The organism is Curtobacterium sp. L6-1 (assembly GCF_018885305.1).
Lineage (GTDB): Bacteria > Actinomycetota > Actinomycetes > Actinomycetales > Microbacteriaceae > Curtobacterium > Curtobacterium aetherium.
In genome coordinates this window covers 1,068,672-1,084,078 of the sequence record NZ_CP076544.1, presented here as the reverse complement: position 1 = coordinate 1,084,078, position 15,407 = coordinate 1,068,672, and the positions used below count along the sequence as shown (strand labels likewise).

Below are 15,407 nucleotides of genomic sequence, written 5' to 3'. Positions count from 1 at the left end.
ACCGACCCGCGCTCGTCCGCGGAACGCTCGACACCCGTCCACGGGAGCACCCCCACCCGGCCGCGACTACGCTCCGACGCACGGCGCCCCACCCCGAGGGCCCGGCACTGCGAGGTGAGGCTGTGAGCACACCAGGACGGCACGCCGACGCCGGGGACGCCGGTCGCAGGACCGCCCCGTCCGTCGGGCGGAACGACCCCTCCGCCGGCTGGGACGACGACCTCGACACGGCGTTCGGTCCCGACACCGCCTCGACGCCGACGCGCACCCGGCCGGAGCGCGTCCGCACCGCGACCGTGGTCACCCTCGGCGTGGTCGGGGTCGCCGTGGTCATCGTGGTGGTGCTCGGCGTGATCCTGTCCGGCGTGCAGCGCGGGATCGGCGGGGTGTTCCCGGACCCGGAGGCCGACCGGGAGCGGTTCGTCGCCACGGCCTCGGCGCTGCCGGGCGTCACGGCCGTCGAACGGGCGCGCACCGAGCAGACCTCCCTCGCCGGGTACGACGTGTCGGCCCTGCTGCAGGTGGAGCCGGACCTCGACGACGCCGGGCGTCGCACGCTCGTGGACGCCGTGAGCGCTGCGGCGGCCGAGTCCTCCGGGTCGGGGGTCCGGATCTGGGCGACGGTCGACTTCGGCACCGTGCAGGTCGGCGTCTCCGACTCGCGCGAGACGAGTCGTCAGCGGCTCGACCTCGCCGACCGACTGGCCGCGATCGGCGGGGTCTCCGCCGTGCGCTGCGTGTTCATCACCGGCCCGAGCGGGCGGTCCGACGAGGCGGCGGACCAGTCCGTGTCGGTCACGACCCCGGCCGCCGGGGACGCGCTCGCCGCCATCGCCGCCGCCGCGGAGCAGACCGGGGAGGACGTCTTCGCCGGCGTCCAGGTCCGCACGCTGTCGTCCTGACGCCGCACCCGCCACCGCGCCGCGCCGTCGGCCACCCGCCGGGACGGACGGCGGTCAGCCTCGGCGGGCCGCCCGGTCCGCGACGGCTCGCTCGACGGCCTCCGTGACGCGCTCCGCCGAGTCCTCCCACCGGAAGCGGGCCGCCTGCGCGACCGAGGCCTGCGAGGCGGCGTCCCACCGGGCCTCCAGGCGGCGGACGGCGGCCGCGACGGCGGACGGCGACGACGGGTCGAAGTACTCGGCGACCTCGCCGCCGATCTCGCGGAAGATCGGGATGTCGCTGACGACGACCGGCGTGCCGACGCCCATCGCCTCGACGAGCGGGATGCCGAAGCCCTCGTCGTACGACGCGGTCGCCAGCGCGGTGGCGCTCCGGAGCACGGACAGGTACTCCTCGTCGGACGCGCCGTCGTGGAACACGATCGATCCCCCGGGGGCGAGGCGCTCCAGGCGGTCCCGGTCGGCTGCGGACACCCGGGACATGCAGTGCAGCGTCCAGTCCGGGCCGAGCAGCGGCAGCGCGGCGGCGAGCGTCTCGACGTTCTTGTACGGCATGAACGAGCCCATGTAGACGAGCGACCGCTCGCGGGGGCCGTCGGCGGCCCGGGGCTCGACCGGGTCCGCGGCGTTGTACGCGACCGTGACCGGACGGTTGGTGAGGCGGTGCTCAGCGATGAGGCCCGCCGTCGTCTCCGAGACCGTGACGACCCCGTCGGCGCCGTTCAGCAGGAGGCGCTGCGGCCACCACGCCAGGTGGAAGGCACGCCAGCCCAGGCGTAGCGGCCACGAGAACTCGCGCGGCGGCGTCCGGTTCCGGTAGTAGATGAGGTCGTGCAGCGTGAGCACGAGGGCGTAGCGGCGACCGCGGGAGCCCATCGTCTGCATCGGCGAGAACACCGCGTCGAGGCCGAGCCGGTTCACGTGCCGGGCGACGAGCGGCTCCCCCGCGTCGGTCGGGGCCGGGACGAGCTCCCACGGCAGGTCGGCGGGCAGGGACCCGAGCTGCCGCTCGTCGGAGACGAGCAGCACGTGGTCGTGCCGGTCCGGCAGGTGCGCGGCGATGCCGGCGGTGAAGCGGCTGATGCCGTCGTGCCGTCCGATGCGCACGTACCGGCAGTCGATTCCGATCCGGAGGCGCCTCACGAGCGGTCCCCCGCGTCCTGCCGGGAGGCGCCCCCACGCTTCCGCGGACGGGCTCGCGTGGCCGACGTGGCCGGCTCCCGCACGCGCCGGAGGACGGCGGCGGCCGCCTCGGCGGGCGTCTCGTAGTGCACGAGGTGGCCGACGCCCGGGACGACGACGAGCTCGGCGTCGTGGAGCCGGGCCGCGAGGGCGCGCTGCTCCGGGACGGCGGTGATGTCGTCGTGCTCGGCGGCGACCATGAGCACCGGCGTCGTGATGCGGTCGGCGAACTCCGAGACGTCGTGCGTCACCGAGGTCCGGAACGCCTCGAGGACGCTCGTCCGGTTCGCGAAGGCCGAGAAGTAGCGGTCGTGCTGGTCGTGCACCCAGCGCCGCAGCTCCGGGTCGCGCGACTTGAGCATCGCGACGCTCATCGCGCGCACGATGCCGCGGTTGCGGAGCAGGCCGAGCCCGAGCGCCCGTGGTAGCCGTGCGCCCAGGCGGTAGTACGCGATCGCGATCCCGGTCCCCACGGCACGTGGACCCTGGAGGGCCGGGGCGGCGATCGGGTTCACGAGGACGAGCAGGCGGGTGTCGAGCCCGGCGGCGACGGCGGCCGCGACGACGATCGACCCGAACGAGTGGCCGAGGACGACGGTCTCGCGGTCGAGGCCGAGCGCGGTGCGGAAGCCGTCGAGCCAGTGTACGTAGGCGTCGAGGTCCGAGACGGGCAGCGGGTCGGACACGCCGAACCCGGGCAGGTCCGGCACGAGCACGCGGACGCCCTCCGGGTGGCCGGCGACGAGGTGCGCGGCGAGGGACTCGAGCCCGTGGTGGTCGCCGCGGAAGCCGTGCACCGCGAGCACGGTCACCGGGGCACGGCGCGGGGTCCGGCCGGTCGGGCCGACGGCGGCCGCGGCAGCGTCGGCGGTCGGGACGTCGATGGCAGCGGCACCGTCGGTGCTCGGGACGTCGGCGGTGGGGCCGTACTCCCAGAAGTGCGTGGTCCGGCCGCCGACCAGGACCGAGCGGTGCACGACGGGGACGGCCGCCATGAGCGACTGGTACGGGGACAGCACGGGCGGTTGCATCGGCGTCAGTCTAGGGACGGCCACCGGACGTCCGGCGCGCGCCGCGCGTGGTCGTGTCGGTGCGGTTGGCTAGCCTGGCCGCGTGACCTCCCCCGCCGCCGCGATCGACCCGACGACCCGACCCCCGCAGGACCTGACGAGCCGCCCGTGGTGGCACGCGCTCGGCGTGTTCGACCTCGAGACCACCGGCATCGACGTCGAGACCGCCCGCATCGTGACCGCGCACGTCGGCCTCATCGACATGACCGGGCGCTCCATCGTCGAGGGGGCGTGGCTCGCCGACCCCGGCGTCGAGATCCCCGAGCAGGCGTCGGCGGTGCACGGCATCACGACCGAGCGCGCCCGTGCCGAGGGACGCCCGGCGGGCGAGGTCGTCGCGGAGATCGTCGCCGCGGTCGAGGCCGTCTTCGCCCGCGGCATCCCGCTCGTGATCTACAACGCCCCGTACGACCTGACCCTCCTCGACCGGGAGGCCAAGCGGCACGGCATCGCCTCCCCCGTCATCGGCAACGTCGTCGATCCACTCGTCATGGACAAGGCGCTCGACACCTACCGGAAGGGCAAGCGCACGCTCGAGGCGGCGTCGCAGCTCTACGGCGTCACCCTCGACGACGCGCACGACGCCGGTGCCGACGCGGTCGCGGCCGGACGGGTCGCGCAGGCCATCGCCGCCCGTTACCCGGACGAACTCGCGATCACCGCCGAGGAGCTCCACCGCAAGCAGGTCGTCTGGTGCTCCGAGCAGGCCGCGTCCTTCCAGGAGTACATGCGGTCGAAGCGCGACCCGTCGTTCACCGCGGACGGCCGCTGGCCCCGTCGCCACCCGGTGCCGAGCATGTAGCATTCCGAACGGGGCGTGCACGACGGTGCGTCCCCTCGACGAACGCACCACCAGGGGAGATCCGCGCACGTGTTCCTGAAGACCTTCGGGTGGTCACTGGCCATCACCGTGCTCGCCCTCGCGATCGCACTCGTCTACGGCGGGTGGAGCGCGGTCATCATCACCGCCATCCTCGGCGTGCTCGAGATCAGCCTCAGCTTCGACAACGCGGTCGTCAACGCCCGCATCCTCGAGCGGATGAACCCCTTCTGGCAGAAGATGTTCCTCACCGTGGGCATCATCATCGCCGTCTTCGGCATGCGCGTGCTGTTCCCGCTGCTCATCGTGGGTGTCACGGCGTCGCTCAACCCGGTCGAGGCCGTGCAGCTCGCGCTCGAGAAGGGCCCGATCGACGAGCCCGGCACCTACGCGTACCTCCTGCACGAGGCGCACCCGCAGATCGCTGCGTTCGGCGGCATGTTCCTGCTCATGATCTTCCTCGACTTCATGTTCGAGGAGCGCGAGATCCTCTGGCTCACCTGGCTCGAGCGCCCGCTGCTCTTCATCGGCAAGCTCCCGATGGTGAACGTCGTCGTCGCCCTCGCCGTCCTCGCCGTCGCGGGCACCACCGCGGGCGACCACCAGTCCACGGTCCTGGTCGCGGGCATCGCCGGTCTCGTGACGTACTTCCTGGTCACCGGACTCGGCGGCCTGTTCGACGTCGACGACCCGGAGGACGACGGCAACTCGTTCGAGACCACCGGCGAGATGGTGGCCGAGGCGAACCGCATCAGCGCCAAGCGCCGCGTCGGCAACGTCGCCGGCAAGGCCGCGTTCCTGCTCTTCCTGTACCTCGAGGTCATCGACGCGTCGTTCTCGTTCGACGGCGTCATCGGCGCCTTCGCGATCACCGCCGACCCGATCATCATCGCCCTGGGCCTCGGCCTGATCGGTGCGCTGTTCGTCCGGTCTCTCACCGTCTTCCTGGTCCGACAGGGCACGCTGGACGAGTTCGAGTACCTCGACCACGGTGCGCACTGGGCGATCGGTGCACTCGCGGCGATCCTGCTCGTCACGATCACCACCGAGGTGAACGAGGTCGTCACCGGCCTCATCGGCGTCGTCTTCATCCTCGCCGCGTTCATCTCGTCGGTGGTCCGCAACAAGCGCAAGGCCGGCGAGCACGAGCCCGCCGGTGACCGGGCGACCGTCGCCTCCTGACACCACCGGGGCCGACGTCCCCACCACGACCGACCACGACGAAGGGTTCACCGCAATGGGTCTCAGCCTCCAGAAGGGCCAAGCGCTCTCGCTCACCAAGAACGACGGGAGCGCCCTCACGCGCGTCCGGCTCGGTCTCGGCTGGGACGCGGTCGCCACGAAGCGCGGCCTGTTCGGCGGACGCAAGGCCGCGGACGTCGACCTCGACGCGTCGGCGATCTTCTTCGGCGCCGACGGCCAGCCGGTCGACTACGTCTGGTTCAACCAGCTGCGCAGCAAGGACGGCTCAGCCCAGCACACCGGCGACAACCTGACCGGTGACGGGGACGGCGACGACGAGGTCATCCGCATCGACCTCTCGGCCGTGCACGGCGCCGTCGCCCAGATCGTCTTCGTGATCAGCAGCTACAGCCGGCAGACGTTCGACAACGTGCAGAACGCCTTCTGCCGCGTCGTCGACGACTCGACCGCAGGCGCCCCCGAGGTCGCGCGCTACCAGCTCACCGACGCCGGGCCGCACACCGCGATGGTCATGGCGAAGGTGGCCCGCACCGGAGCAGGCTGGACCTTCACCGCGATCGGTGAGCGCGCCGACGGCCGCACCGTGCAGGACATGGTCGGGCCGGCGGCAGCGGCGCTCTGACCGCGGGCCGTCTCGGCACGACCGACAGCACCACAGCACCGACGGAAGGACGATCGATGGCGACCCTCTCGCTCTCGAAGGGCAACAACCTCTCCCTGACCAAGACCGACCCCGGCCTGCGCCGGGCGATGATCGGCCTCGGCTGGGACCCGCGCACCACGGCGGGCGAGCAGTTCGACCTCGACGCCTCCGCGCTGCTCGTCGGCGCGGACGGCAAGGTGCGCTCGAACGACGACTTCATCTTCTACAACCAGCTGCAGTCGACCGACGGTTCGGTGGTCCACCAGGGCGACAACCGCACGGGTGACGGCGACGGGGACGACGAGCAGATCCTCATCGACCTCGACCTGGTCGCGGCGGACGTCGCGCGGGTCGTCATCGTCGTGACCATCGACCAGGCCGACGCCCGGCACCAGAACTTCGGTCAGGTGCGCGGGGCGTTCTGCCGCGTCGTCAACGACGAGTCCGGCAACGAGGTCGTCCGCTTCGACCTCACCGAGGACGCCGCCTCGGAGACCGGCATGATCTTCGCCGAGATCTACCGGTACGACGGCGAGTGGAAGTTCCGCGCCGTCGGCCAGGGCTACGCCACCGGCCTCCGCGGCGTGGCCACCGACTACGGCGTCGTGCTCGACTGACGTCCGTCACCGCAACGACGCCACTGCACGACCGACAGCGCACCACCAACCCGGAAGGACCGATCATGGCCGGACTCTCCCTCACCAAGGGCAACAACCTCTCGCTCACGAAGACGAGCCCCGGACTCACCGTGGCGACCGTCGGCCTCGGCTGGGACCCGCGCACCACCGCCGGCGAGGCCTTCGACCTCGACGCGTCCGCGCTCCTCGTCGGCGCCGACGGCAAGGTCCGCTCGGACGCCGACTTCATCTTCTACAACCAGCCGCGGAGCGCCGACGGGTCCGTCGAGCACAAGGGCGACAACCGCACCGGCCAGGGTGACGGCGACGACGAGCAGATCGTCATCGACCTGCAGACCCTCCCCGCCGACGTCGAGCGGGTCGTCGTGGTCGTCTCGATCGACCAGGGCGAAGCACGCCGGCAGAACTTCGGCCAGGTGCGCAGCGCGTACTCGCGGGTCCTCGACCAGGAGGGCGCCGAGATCGTGCGCTTCGACCTCTCCGAGGACGCAGCCCCCGAGACGGCGATGATCTTCTCGGAGATCTACCGCAGCGGTGCCGAGTGGAAGTTCCGCGCCGTCGGGCAGGGCTACCAGTCCGGCCTCGCGGGCGTGGCGACCGACTTCGGCGTCCAGCTCGGCTGATCCGCCGGACCCCGACCCGCACCAGCAGCACCCAGCCGTTCCACCTCGTCACAGGAGACAACCGATGCCCGGACCGCTCGCTCCGCCGGAGCCCACCGACCCGTCCCAGGACGCCCTCGTCCTCCGTGCCGCCGACGCCGCCGAGGTGGTGACGCCGGACGACGCCCCCGGGATGGTCCCGGTCGACGCCGAGCGGCAGTCGCAGATCGCGGCGCAGGCGCGGGAGTTCGTCGACGAGGTGGCGAGCCTCGACCCGCGGTCCCCGGCCTTCACCGAGAAGGTCGACGGCATCAACGCGATCGCCGGCTCCGAGATCGCCCGCTCCGGCGGGTTCTCGTCGCGGATGCTCGAGCGGTCGCAGTCCAGCGTCTCGGGTGCCAAGCGCAGTGGTGACGACGCCCAGGTGAAGGTCGCCACCACGCTCGGCGACCTCCGCTCCACCGTCGAGGACCTCACGCCGAACCAGGCGGACCTCAGCACGGGCCGGAAGATCCTCGGCATGATCCCCGGCGGCAACAAGCTGGCGAAGTACTTCCAGCGCTACGAGTCGGCGCAGACGCAGCTCGACAAGATCATCAAGTCGCTCATGGCCGGGCAGGACGAGCTCCGCAAGGACAACGCCACCCTCGCCGACGAGAAGGTCCAGCTGTGGGAGACCATGCAGCAGCTGAGCGAGTACGCCGTGTTCGCCAAGGCCCTCGACGCGGCGACCGTGTCGAAGATCGAGGCGCTCCGCAACGGCGGTCGCGTGGACGAGGCGCAGAAGCTCGAGTCGGACGTGCTCTTCCCGGTGCGCCAGCGGCACCAGGACATCCTGACGCAGCTCGCCGTCTCGGTGCAGGGCTACCTGGCGATGGACCTCGTCCGGAAGAACAACACCGAGCTCATCAAGGGCGTCGAGCGTGCCCGGACGACGACCATCGCGGCGCTCCGCACGGCCGTCGTCGTCGCCCAGGCGCTCGCGAACCAGAAGATGGTCCTCGACCAGATCGACGCGGTGAACAACACCACGAACGCGATGATCCTGCAGACGAGCGAGATGCTCCGCGACCAGACCACGCGCATCCACGAGCAGGCGACGAACTCCGGCGTCAGCGTCGAGACCCTGCAGAAGGCGTTCGACAACGTGTTCCAGACCATGGACGCGATCGACTCCTTCCGCTCGCAGGCCGCGCAGAACATGTCGTCGACGGTCACCGCCCTCGAGTCGGGCATCCAGCGCGCCAAGCCGTACCTGGAGCGTGCCAGGCAGGGTGAGGGCGACCAGCGATCGGTCACGCGATGACGACCGCGGTCCACGCCCGTGCGTGATCGACTGCGTGCGCTGTTCGGCCGCGACGACGACGACCAGGACCGTCAGGTCGCCGACCCCGACGCCGTGACCCCGGCGTCGGCCGCGGCCGCCGCGGCGGCCCGGATCGACGTCCGGGGCTCCGGAGGCGCGGCGGACGACGCCAGTGCCGCCGCCGGCCTCGACGACCTGCGGGCGTTCGTCCGTGCCGCCGGTGCCGAGCTGCCCACCGTCGTGTCCTCGCGCGTGCGCCACGTCGAGGACCTCCTCCGCGAGGCCGCCGGCACCGTCGTCGCCCGTGGCGCGTCGACCGAGCAGCGGTACCTGTTCCAGGCGATCGTCGACGACTACCTGCCCACGCCCGTCCGCACCTACCGGTCCCTCCCCCGTCGGACCGTACCCCGGACAGCACCGCCACGGCGACCCTCGCCGGCCAACTCGACGTCGTCGCGGAGACGGTGGAGGACATGCACGAACAGATCCGGAGTGGCGCCATCGCCGAACTCTCCTCGCACGGACGCTTCCTCCGGGACCGCCTCGGCGAGGGCGACGAGGGGCTGCGCCTCCGCGGAGCGGACTCGTGACCGGGCAGCTCGTCCCCGGCGCGAACGCGGCCCTGACGGCGGAGAACCCCGGGCTGACCTCGGTCGTGGTCGGGATCCACTGGGACCAGATCGCGAGCCGCGGTCCGTCCGCCGAACTCGTCCCCGTCGCGATCGTCTGCGGGCCGGACGGCCGGGTCCTGTCCGACGAGGACCTCGTGTTCTTCAACCAGGTCGAGAGCGCCGACGCCTCGGTCCGGTACCTGGACGAATCGGACCAGGAGGAGATCGACGTCGACTTCGCCTCGGTCCCGGACACCGTGGACAAGATCGTGTTCGCGCTCTACCTCGACCCGGACCCGCGGTCCCCGAAGGACCTCGGCTCGGTCCGGTCGATGCGCGTGCGGGTGTGCGCCCCCGACGGCCGTGAGCTGCTCGTGTTCCCACTGCCGTCCGAGCGCAACCACCAGATCGACGCGGTCATCCTCGGCGAGCTGTACCGCCACCGTGCCGAGTGGAAGTTCCGCGCCGTCGGGCAGGGCTACACGACCGGGCTGGCCGGACTGCGCGCCGACCACGGCATCGGCCGCGCACGATGACGACGGGGCACCCGTTCCTGCGCCGTCGCGTGCGTCCGACCCGGCCGGACCAGGAAGCACGACCGGACCAGGAGACCCGCCCCGGCCAGGAGGACCGTCCCACCGCCGCCTCGTCGGGCGCCGCCGCCACGTCCGGGGCGGCGAGCTCCTCCCGGCCCGGCCCGTCACTCGCTGCTCCCCCGTCGGCGCCGTCGGTCAACTCCGGCTCCGGCTCCGGCTCCGGCTCCGGCTCCGGCTCCGGCTCCGGCTCCGGCTCTGGCTCTGGCTCTGGCTCTGGGCTCAGCCTGTCGTTCGGCCGTCCCGCCCCGGCCGCATCCGGCGGCCCTGCGTCGGGTGGTCCCGCGTCGGGTGGCCACGCGTCGGGTGGCCCAGCGTCCGGCGCCCCGTCGTCCGGTCCGGCGCTCGCGCCGCCCGCCACCCGGCCGAGCGGCGCCGTCCCCGGCTCCGGCACGACCCTCCCGGGTCGCACCGCCGCCACCGGCGGCGGCCGCACCGCAGGCGGCGACCGCACCACCGCCCCCGGCGCACCGGCGGGCCCGTCGGACCGGGTCGCTCGTCGCCTGGCCGCACGAGCCTCCCGGATCGTCCCGTTCCCCGCACCGGACCCGCGCGCGATCCGCGTCCTCGGTGCCGAGGAACCCGTCGCCCGGATCGACCGCCGTCGGTCCGCGGTGGGCGCGCTGCGGATCACCGGCGCCACGAGCGTCGCGTGGGAGTCCGTGGACCGCGTGGTCGGTGCGGCGACGGTCGACGGCGCGACCGCCGGTCGCACCGTGCAGACCGCCGGCAACCGCCCGCTCGTCGGCTACGACGGGCGGGACGTCCTCGTCGCGCTCCGCCACGTCCGCCAGCTCCGACGTGCGCTCGTCATGGCGCGCGGCTCGGAGCGGCTCGTCGTCGCGCTGCACGACGGCACCACCCTCGCCGTCGAGTCCGGCGACGCGCACACCTTCACGATCCTGGCGCTCTCCGTCGTCGACGGGGAACTCGAGCTCCGCGCCGAGCCGTTCCCCAGGGCGTCCCACGACGGCGACGTCTTCGCCGCGTTCGGGTTCGTCCTGTCCGCCCCCACCGTCGGAGTCTGACCCGTGCGCCACTTCGCCAACCTCCCCGAACAGGACGCCCTGTTCCTCCGAGCCCCGAGGACGTCACGCGGGACAGCGACCAGGACCTCCGGGCCGTCGCCCTCGGCGCGACGCTCTACACGCCGGGGATCCGGCCCGACCTCGTCCGTGACGTCCGACGGCAGACCGAGCTCGGCGCCGGGTCGATCGTGCTCTGCCTCGAGGACTCGGTGGCCGACGACGACCTGCCGACGGCCGAGGCGAACGTCGAGGCCGCCCTCCGCACCCTGTCCGAGGACGTCGACGCGGCGACGCTGCCGCAGCTGTTCCTCCGGGTCCGGACGCCCGACCACTTCGCGCGGCTCCTCGACCGGCTCGGGGACCGGGCGCTCGACGCACTGAGCGGTGTCGTGCTCCCGAAGTTCGAGGACGGCCCGGAGTCCGGCGCCCGGTGGTTCGAGGTGCTCGACGCCGCGAACGCCGGACGACCCGCCGCCCGACGGCTGCTCGTCATGCCGATCCTCGAGTCGCCGGCGATCATGCACCGGGAGTCGCGGACCGAGGCCCTCGCCGACGTCCGCGAGCTGCTCCTCGCCCGGCGCAGCGACGTCCTCGCGGTGCGGATCGGCGCGACCGACCTGTCGAGCGTGTACGGCCTGCGGCGTCCGTCGCACCTGACGGTTCACGACGTGCAGGTGCTCGCCTCGGTGATCGGCGACGTGGTGAACGTCCTCGGGCGGGCCCGGGACGGCTTCGTCGTCGCCGGTCCGGTGTGGGAGCACTACCCCGACTCCGACCGGGTGTTCCGCACGCAGCTGCGCACGACGCCGTTCCAGGAGGCCGGCGACCTCCAGCTGCGCCGCCAGTTGCTGCTCGAGGGCTTCGACGGGCTCCTCCGCGAGGTCACGCTCGACCGTGCGAACGGCCTGACCGGCAAGACCGTCATCCACCCGCGCCACGTGCCGCTCGTGCACGCGATGTCGGTGGTAAGCGACGAGGAGTATTCCGACGCGTCCGACGTGCTCGCGAACGCCACGGGCGGGGTCGCGGCCTCGCGCTACGGCAACAAGATGAACGAGATGAAGCCGCACCACGCCTGGGCGGAGCGCACGATGCTCCGCGCCCGGGCGTTCGGTGTGACCACCCCGGACGTGACCTACGTCGACCTGCTCGAGCGGAGCCTCCCGTGACCACGACCACGACCACGACCAGCCTGCCGACCAGCCTGCCGACGCCCGCCGACCTCGGCGTGACCCTCGTCGACGACGCCGCGACCGCGACGACCGGCGCTCCCGGGGTGCCGCTGTCGTCCCTGGTGCGGCTGGCGCTGCGTCGGAACCCGAAGCGCGCCCACCTGCTCGTGTCGACTGTCCTGGCCAAGCACGTGCCGACGGTCCCCGCGGTCGCCCTGCTCGCCGGCGAGGCGCTCGGTGCCCGGGTGGCCGACGTCCTCGACGGCGGGGCGCGGTTCGACGCCACGGCCGCCGCGCGCCTCCGTGCCGTGCTCGACGCGCAGGCCGCCGCCGCCGGTACCGGGTCCGCCCCCGAGGACGCGCCGTCCACCCGCTCGGGACCAGCCGACCCCGCCCGCACCGGGGACGCCGCCGCCGTGGACCGTCACGATGCGCTGCACCGGTCCGCGACGACCCTCCGCACGGACCTCGCCGCCGTCCGCCCCCTGACCTCGGACGCCCTGGTCCTCGGCTTCGCGGAGACGGCGACCGCACTCGGCGCCCTGGTGGCCGAGTCCCTCGGCGCCGCCACCCTGCACTCGACCCGACACGACCCCGCCGGTGCCACCCCCGCCGCGGGGTTCGACGAGGCGCACTCGCACGCCACCGCCCACCGACTGCTGCCGGCCGAGGACGACTGGCTGCCGGCCGACGGCACCGTGGTCCTCGTCGATGACGAGCTGAGCACCGGCGCCACCGCCCGCGCCACGATCCGTGCCCTGCACGCGCTCGCACCGCAGCGGCAGTGGGTCGTCGCCGCGCTCGTCGACCTGCGGTCCGACGCGGACGTCGCCGCGACCGAGGCCCTCGCCGCCGAGCTCGGCGCGCCCGTCGCGGTCGTCGCGCTCGGTCGCGGGCACGTGACGCTGCCCGCGGGGCTGACCACGACCGCCGCGGAGCTCGTCGCCACCGCGGCCGCGCCGCTCACGGGCGGCACGCCCGACGCCGGCCCGGCGACCACGACCGCGACCGCTACCGCTACCGACACCGACACCGCTACCGACCAGGCCGACACGGCGTCGTCGTCGGACGGGAGGTCCGCACCGGCCCCGGCCCGCGCCTCCCGTCCGTCGTCGGTGACGGTCGTCGAGGCGGCTCCGACCGCGGTCGACCGGACCGGGACGCCCGCCGCCCGGGTGCGCACGCCGCGCACGGACGTGGAGGGCGTCGCCGCCGACGTCGCCGCCGTGCTCGGGGACGACGCCGGACGCGTCCTGGTGCTCGGCACCGAGGAGCACATGGCGACCCCGCTCGCCGTGGCGGACGCGCTCCGCCGCCGCAGCGGAGCCGACGTGCTCTCGTCCACGACGACCCGCTCCCCCGTCGCCGTGCTCGACGACCCGGCGTGGCCGATCCGGTCCGGCATCCGGCACCGGTCGCACGACGTCACGGTGGACGGTCCGGGCGACCGGTTCGCCTACAACGTGCACGGATTCGACGCGATCGTCGTCCTCCCCGAACCGGGCACCGACACGGCGCTGCTCGACGGACCCGACGGCCTCTTGCACACGCTTGCCGCGGTGACCCCGCGCGTGGTGCTCGTCACGAGCGCGCTGCAGTCCGACGCACCCGAGGACCGACCGGCCCCGCGCCCGCTCACCGGCCCGTCGTTCGGCTCCTACGAACCCGACGACGTCACCTGGCTGCTGCAGGACCTCGCGGACGCCGCACTCGAGGCGGACACCGCGGACCGTGAGCGGGCCATCCAGCTCGAGGGGGCGAACTACGCCGAGTCCCTGCCCGTCGAGTACGTGCCGACCGAGGCGTACGAGGAGCTCTACCGCGACGCCCTCGACCGCTCGGCGGACCGGATCGCCGAGGCGGTCGGCATCGTGACCGACCTCGTCCTCCGCGACCGCCCGCGCGCGGTGCTCGTGTCGCTCGCCCGTGCCGGCACCCCGGTCGGGATCCTCATGCGGCGCTGGGCCGCCGAGCAGCGTGGCGTGTCCCTTGAGCACTACACGGCGAGCATCGTCCGCGGGGTGGGCATCGACGAGACCGCCCTCCGCTGGCTCGCCGCGCACCACGACCCGACCCAGGTGGTCTTCGTCGACGGCTGGACCGGCAAGGGGGCGATCACCCGGGAGCTGACCGACGCCCTGGACCGGTTCGCCGCCTCCGACGGTGTGCGCTTCGGCGACGAGCTGGCGGTCCTGGCCGACCCGGCCGGGTGCACGCCCCTGCACGGCACCCGCGACGACTACCTCGTGCCGTCCGCCTGCCTCAACTCGACGGTGTCCGGGCTGGTGTCCCGCACCGTGTTCAACGGGGCCTGGACGCCGGAGGGCACCCTGCACGGCGCGAAGCAGTACCGCGAGCTCGCCGGCCGTGACCGCTCCCGTTCCTTCGTCGCGACGATCGCCGACCGGTTCGACGCCGTCCGACCCCGGGTCGACGCAGCCGTGGCGGCCGACGGCGGCCCCGCGGCCCGCGCGGTCGACTGGCGCGGCATGCGCACCGTCGAGGCAATCGGTGCCGAGTACGGCATCGCGGACCTGCACCTCGTCAAGCCGGGCGTCGGCGAGACCACCCGCGTGCTGCTCCGGCGCGTGCCGTGGCAGGTGCTCGTGCGCGACCCGGACGACGTCGACATCGCGCACGTGGTCGCCCTCGCCCGCGAGCGGGGCGTCCCCGTCGTGACGCGCCCCGTCCTGTCCTACAGCTGCGTGGGGCTCATCCACCCGCTCGGCAGCCGCGTGACGGACGCGACCGCCACCCCGGCGACGACGACCGGAGCCGAGGCGTGACCGCGCTCGTCGGGTTCGACCTCGACCGCACCGTCGTGTACTCGTCCGCTGCGCTCATGCTCGACGGCCCCGACGAGGCCGCACCGTCCCTCGTCGTCACCGAGGTCTACCAGGGCCTGCCGCTGTCGTTCATGACCCGCACCGCGGAACGCGCGCTGGCGACCCTCGCGGCGGAGGCCGTCGTCGTCCCCGTGACGACCCGCACCGTCGCGCAGTACCGCCGAATCCGCCTCCCCCTGCCGGACACCGGGTGGGCGGTCACGACGAACGGCGCCGTCGTGCTGCACGACGGCGAGCCCGACGCGGACTGGACCGCGACGCTCCGGACCGAGATGACCGCGGTGTCCGCGCCGCTGCCCGAGGTCGAGGAGCGATTCGCGACCGGACTGCCCCCGGGTGCCGTCCTCCGCGCCCGCCGCGCCGAGGACCTGTTCGTGTACGCCATCGTCGACCGCGCGGAACTGCCGGACACCGCCGTCGAGGCCTTCGCCGCCGATCTGGCCGCACTCGGGTGGCGGGTCTCGGTGCAGGGGCGCAAGCTCTACGCCGTCCCGGTCCCGATCCGCAAGGAACGGGCCCTGGCCGCGGTGGCGGAGCGGATCGGGGCCACGCGGACGATCGCCGCCGGCGACTCCCTGCTCGACCGCGAGATGCTCGCGTGGGCCGACGTCGCGATCCGTCCCGCGCACGGCGAGCTGCACGCGGTGGGGTGGACGGCGCCGAACCTGCGCGTCACGAGCGCTCAGGGGGTACTCGCGGGCGAGGAGCTCATCGGGCTCGCGGCCGCCGCTGTGGCAGCGGAGCGCACACCCGCCTGACCGGACCGGAGCCGGGACACACGAACGGGCGGC

General features: G+C 73.5%; 14 protein-coding genes. 12 read left to right on the top strand and 2 right to left on the bottom strand.

Features of this window, described 5'->3' with window-relative positions; all coding sequences use genetic code 11:
* Positions 1-122: 122 nt before the first annotated feature.
* Positions 123-902: a hypothetical protein gene (locus KM842_RS04985; protein WP_216261385.1), complete on the top strand. Its 780-nt coding sequence runs from the start codon at positions 123-125 to the stop codon at positions 900-902.
* A 54-nt stretch (positions 903-956) separates the two neighbouring features.
* Here the strand turns inward: KM842_RS04985 and KM842_RS04980 are convergent, their stop codons facing one another.
* Positions 957-2,009, bottom strand: coding sequence for a glycosyltransferase family 4 protein (locus KM842_RS04980; RefSeq protein WP_437124545.1), 1,053 nt, complete (start codon positions 2,007-2,009; stop codon positions 957-959).
* Between the two features lie 32 nt (positions 2,010-2,041).
* The gene (locus KM842_RS04975) at positions 2,042-3,115 is read right to left on the bottom strand and encodes an alpha/beta fold hydrolase (RefSeq protein ID WP_253206255.1); all 1,074 of its coding nucleotides are present in this window, start codon (positions 3,113-3,115) and stop codon (positions 2,042-2,044) included.
* Positions 3,116-3,197: 82 nt separating this feature from the next.
* Here KM842_RS04975 and KM842_RS04970 point away from each other — a divergent pair, with 82 nt between their 5' ends.
* The 11 genes from KM842_RS04970 to KM842_RS04920 all read left to right on the top strand — a co-directional run bounded on the left by KM842_RS04970 (position 3,198) and on the right by KM842_RS04920 (position 15,374).
* Complete coding sequence (locus tag KM842_RS04970) at positions 3,198-3,956, top strand: 3'-5' exonuclease (RefSeq protein WP_437124544.1); 759 nt, start codon at positions 3,198-3,200, stop codon at positions 3,954-3,956.
* Positions 3,957-4,025: 69 nt separating this feature from the next.
* The gene (locus KM842_RS04965) at positions 4,026-5,156 is read left to right on the top strand and encodes a DUF475 domain-containing protein (RefSeq protein ID WP_216261383.1); all 1,131 of its coding nucleotides are present in this window, start codon (positions 4,026-4,028) and stop codon (positions 5,154-5,156) included.
* Positions 5,157-5,211: 55 nt separating this feature from the next.
* On the top strand, positions 5,212-5,799 hold the full coding sequence (locus tag KM842_RS04960) for a TerD family protein (protein ID WP_216261382.1): 588 nt from the start codon (positions 5,212-5,214) through the stop codon (positions 5,797-5,799).
* A gap of 56 nt (positions 5,800-5,855) precedes the next feature.
* Positions 5,856-6,437, top strand: a complete 582-nt coding sequence (locus tag KM842_RS04955) for a TerD family protein (protein ID WP_216261381.1) — start codon at positions 5,856-5,858, stop codon at positions 6,435-6,437.
* Between the two features lie 65 nt (positions 6,438-6,502).
* Positions 6,503-7,081, top strand: coding sequence for a TerD family protein (locus tag KM842_RS04950; protein WP_216261380.1), 579 nt, complete (start codon positions 6,503-6,505; stop codon positions 7,079-7,081).
* Positions 7,082-7,145: 64 nt separating this feature from the next.
* Positions 7,146-8,366: a toxic anion resistance protein gene (locus tag KM842_RS04945; RefSeq protein WP_216261379.1), complete on the top strand. Its 1,221-nt coding sequence runs from the start codon at positions 7,146-7,148 to the stop codon at positions 8,364-8,366.
* Between the two features lie 586 nt (positions 8,367-8,952).
* On the top strand, positions 8,953-9,513 hold the full coding sequence (locus KM842_RS04940) for a TerD family protein (protein ID WP_216261378.1): 561 nt from the start codon (positions 8,953-8,955) through the stop codon (positions 9,511-9,513).
* Positions 9,510-10,598: a hypothetical protein gene (locus tag KM842_RS04935; RefSeq protein WP_216261377.1), complete on the top strand. Its 1,089-nt coding sequence runs from the start codon at positions 9,510-9,512 to the stop codon at positions 10,596-10,598. Before KM842_RS04940 ends, KM842_RS04935 begins: the two co-directional genes overlap by 4 nt.
* Positions 10,595-11,767 carry an HpcH/HpaI aldolase/citrate lyase family protein gene (locus KM842_RS04930; RefSeq protein ID WP_253206344.1) on the top strand — a complete coding sequence of 391 codons (1,173 nt, stop codon included), beginning with the start codon at positions 10,595-10,597 and terminating at the stop codon, positions 11,765-11,767. The genes KM842_RS04935 and KM842_RS04930 overlap by 4 nt, the downstream gene beginning before the upstream one ends.
* Positions 11,764-14,556, top strand: coding sequence for a phosphoribosyltransferase domain-containing protein (locus KM842_RS04925; protein WP_216261376.1), 2,793 nt, complete (start codon positions 11,764-11,766; stop codon positions 14,554-14,556). The genes KM842_RS04930 and KM842_RS04925 overlap by 4 nt, the downstream gene beginning before the upstream one ends.
* A complete protein-coding gene (locus tag KM842_RS04920) occupies positions 14,553-15,374 on the top strand; it encodes an HAD family hydrolase (RefSeq protein WP_216261375.1) in 822 nt (273 codons plus the stop codon). The genes KM842_RS04925 and KM842_RS04920 overlap by 4 nt, the downstream gene beginning before the upstream one ends.
* Positions 15,375-15,407: the final 33 nt, after the last annotated feature.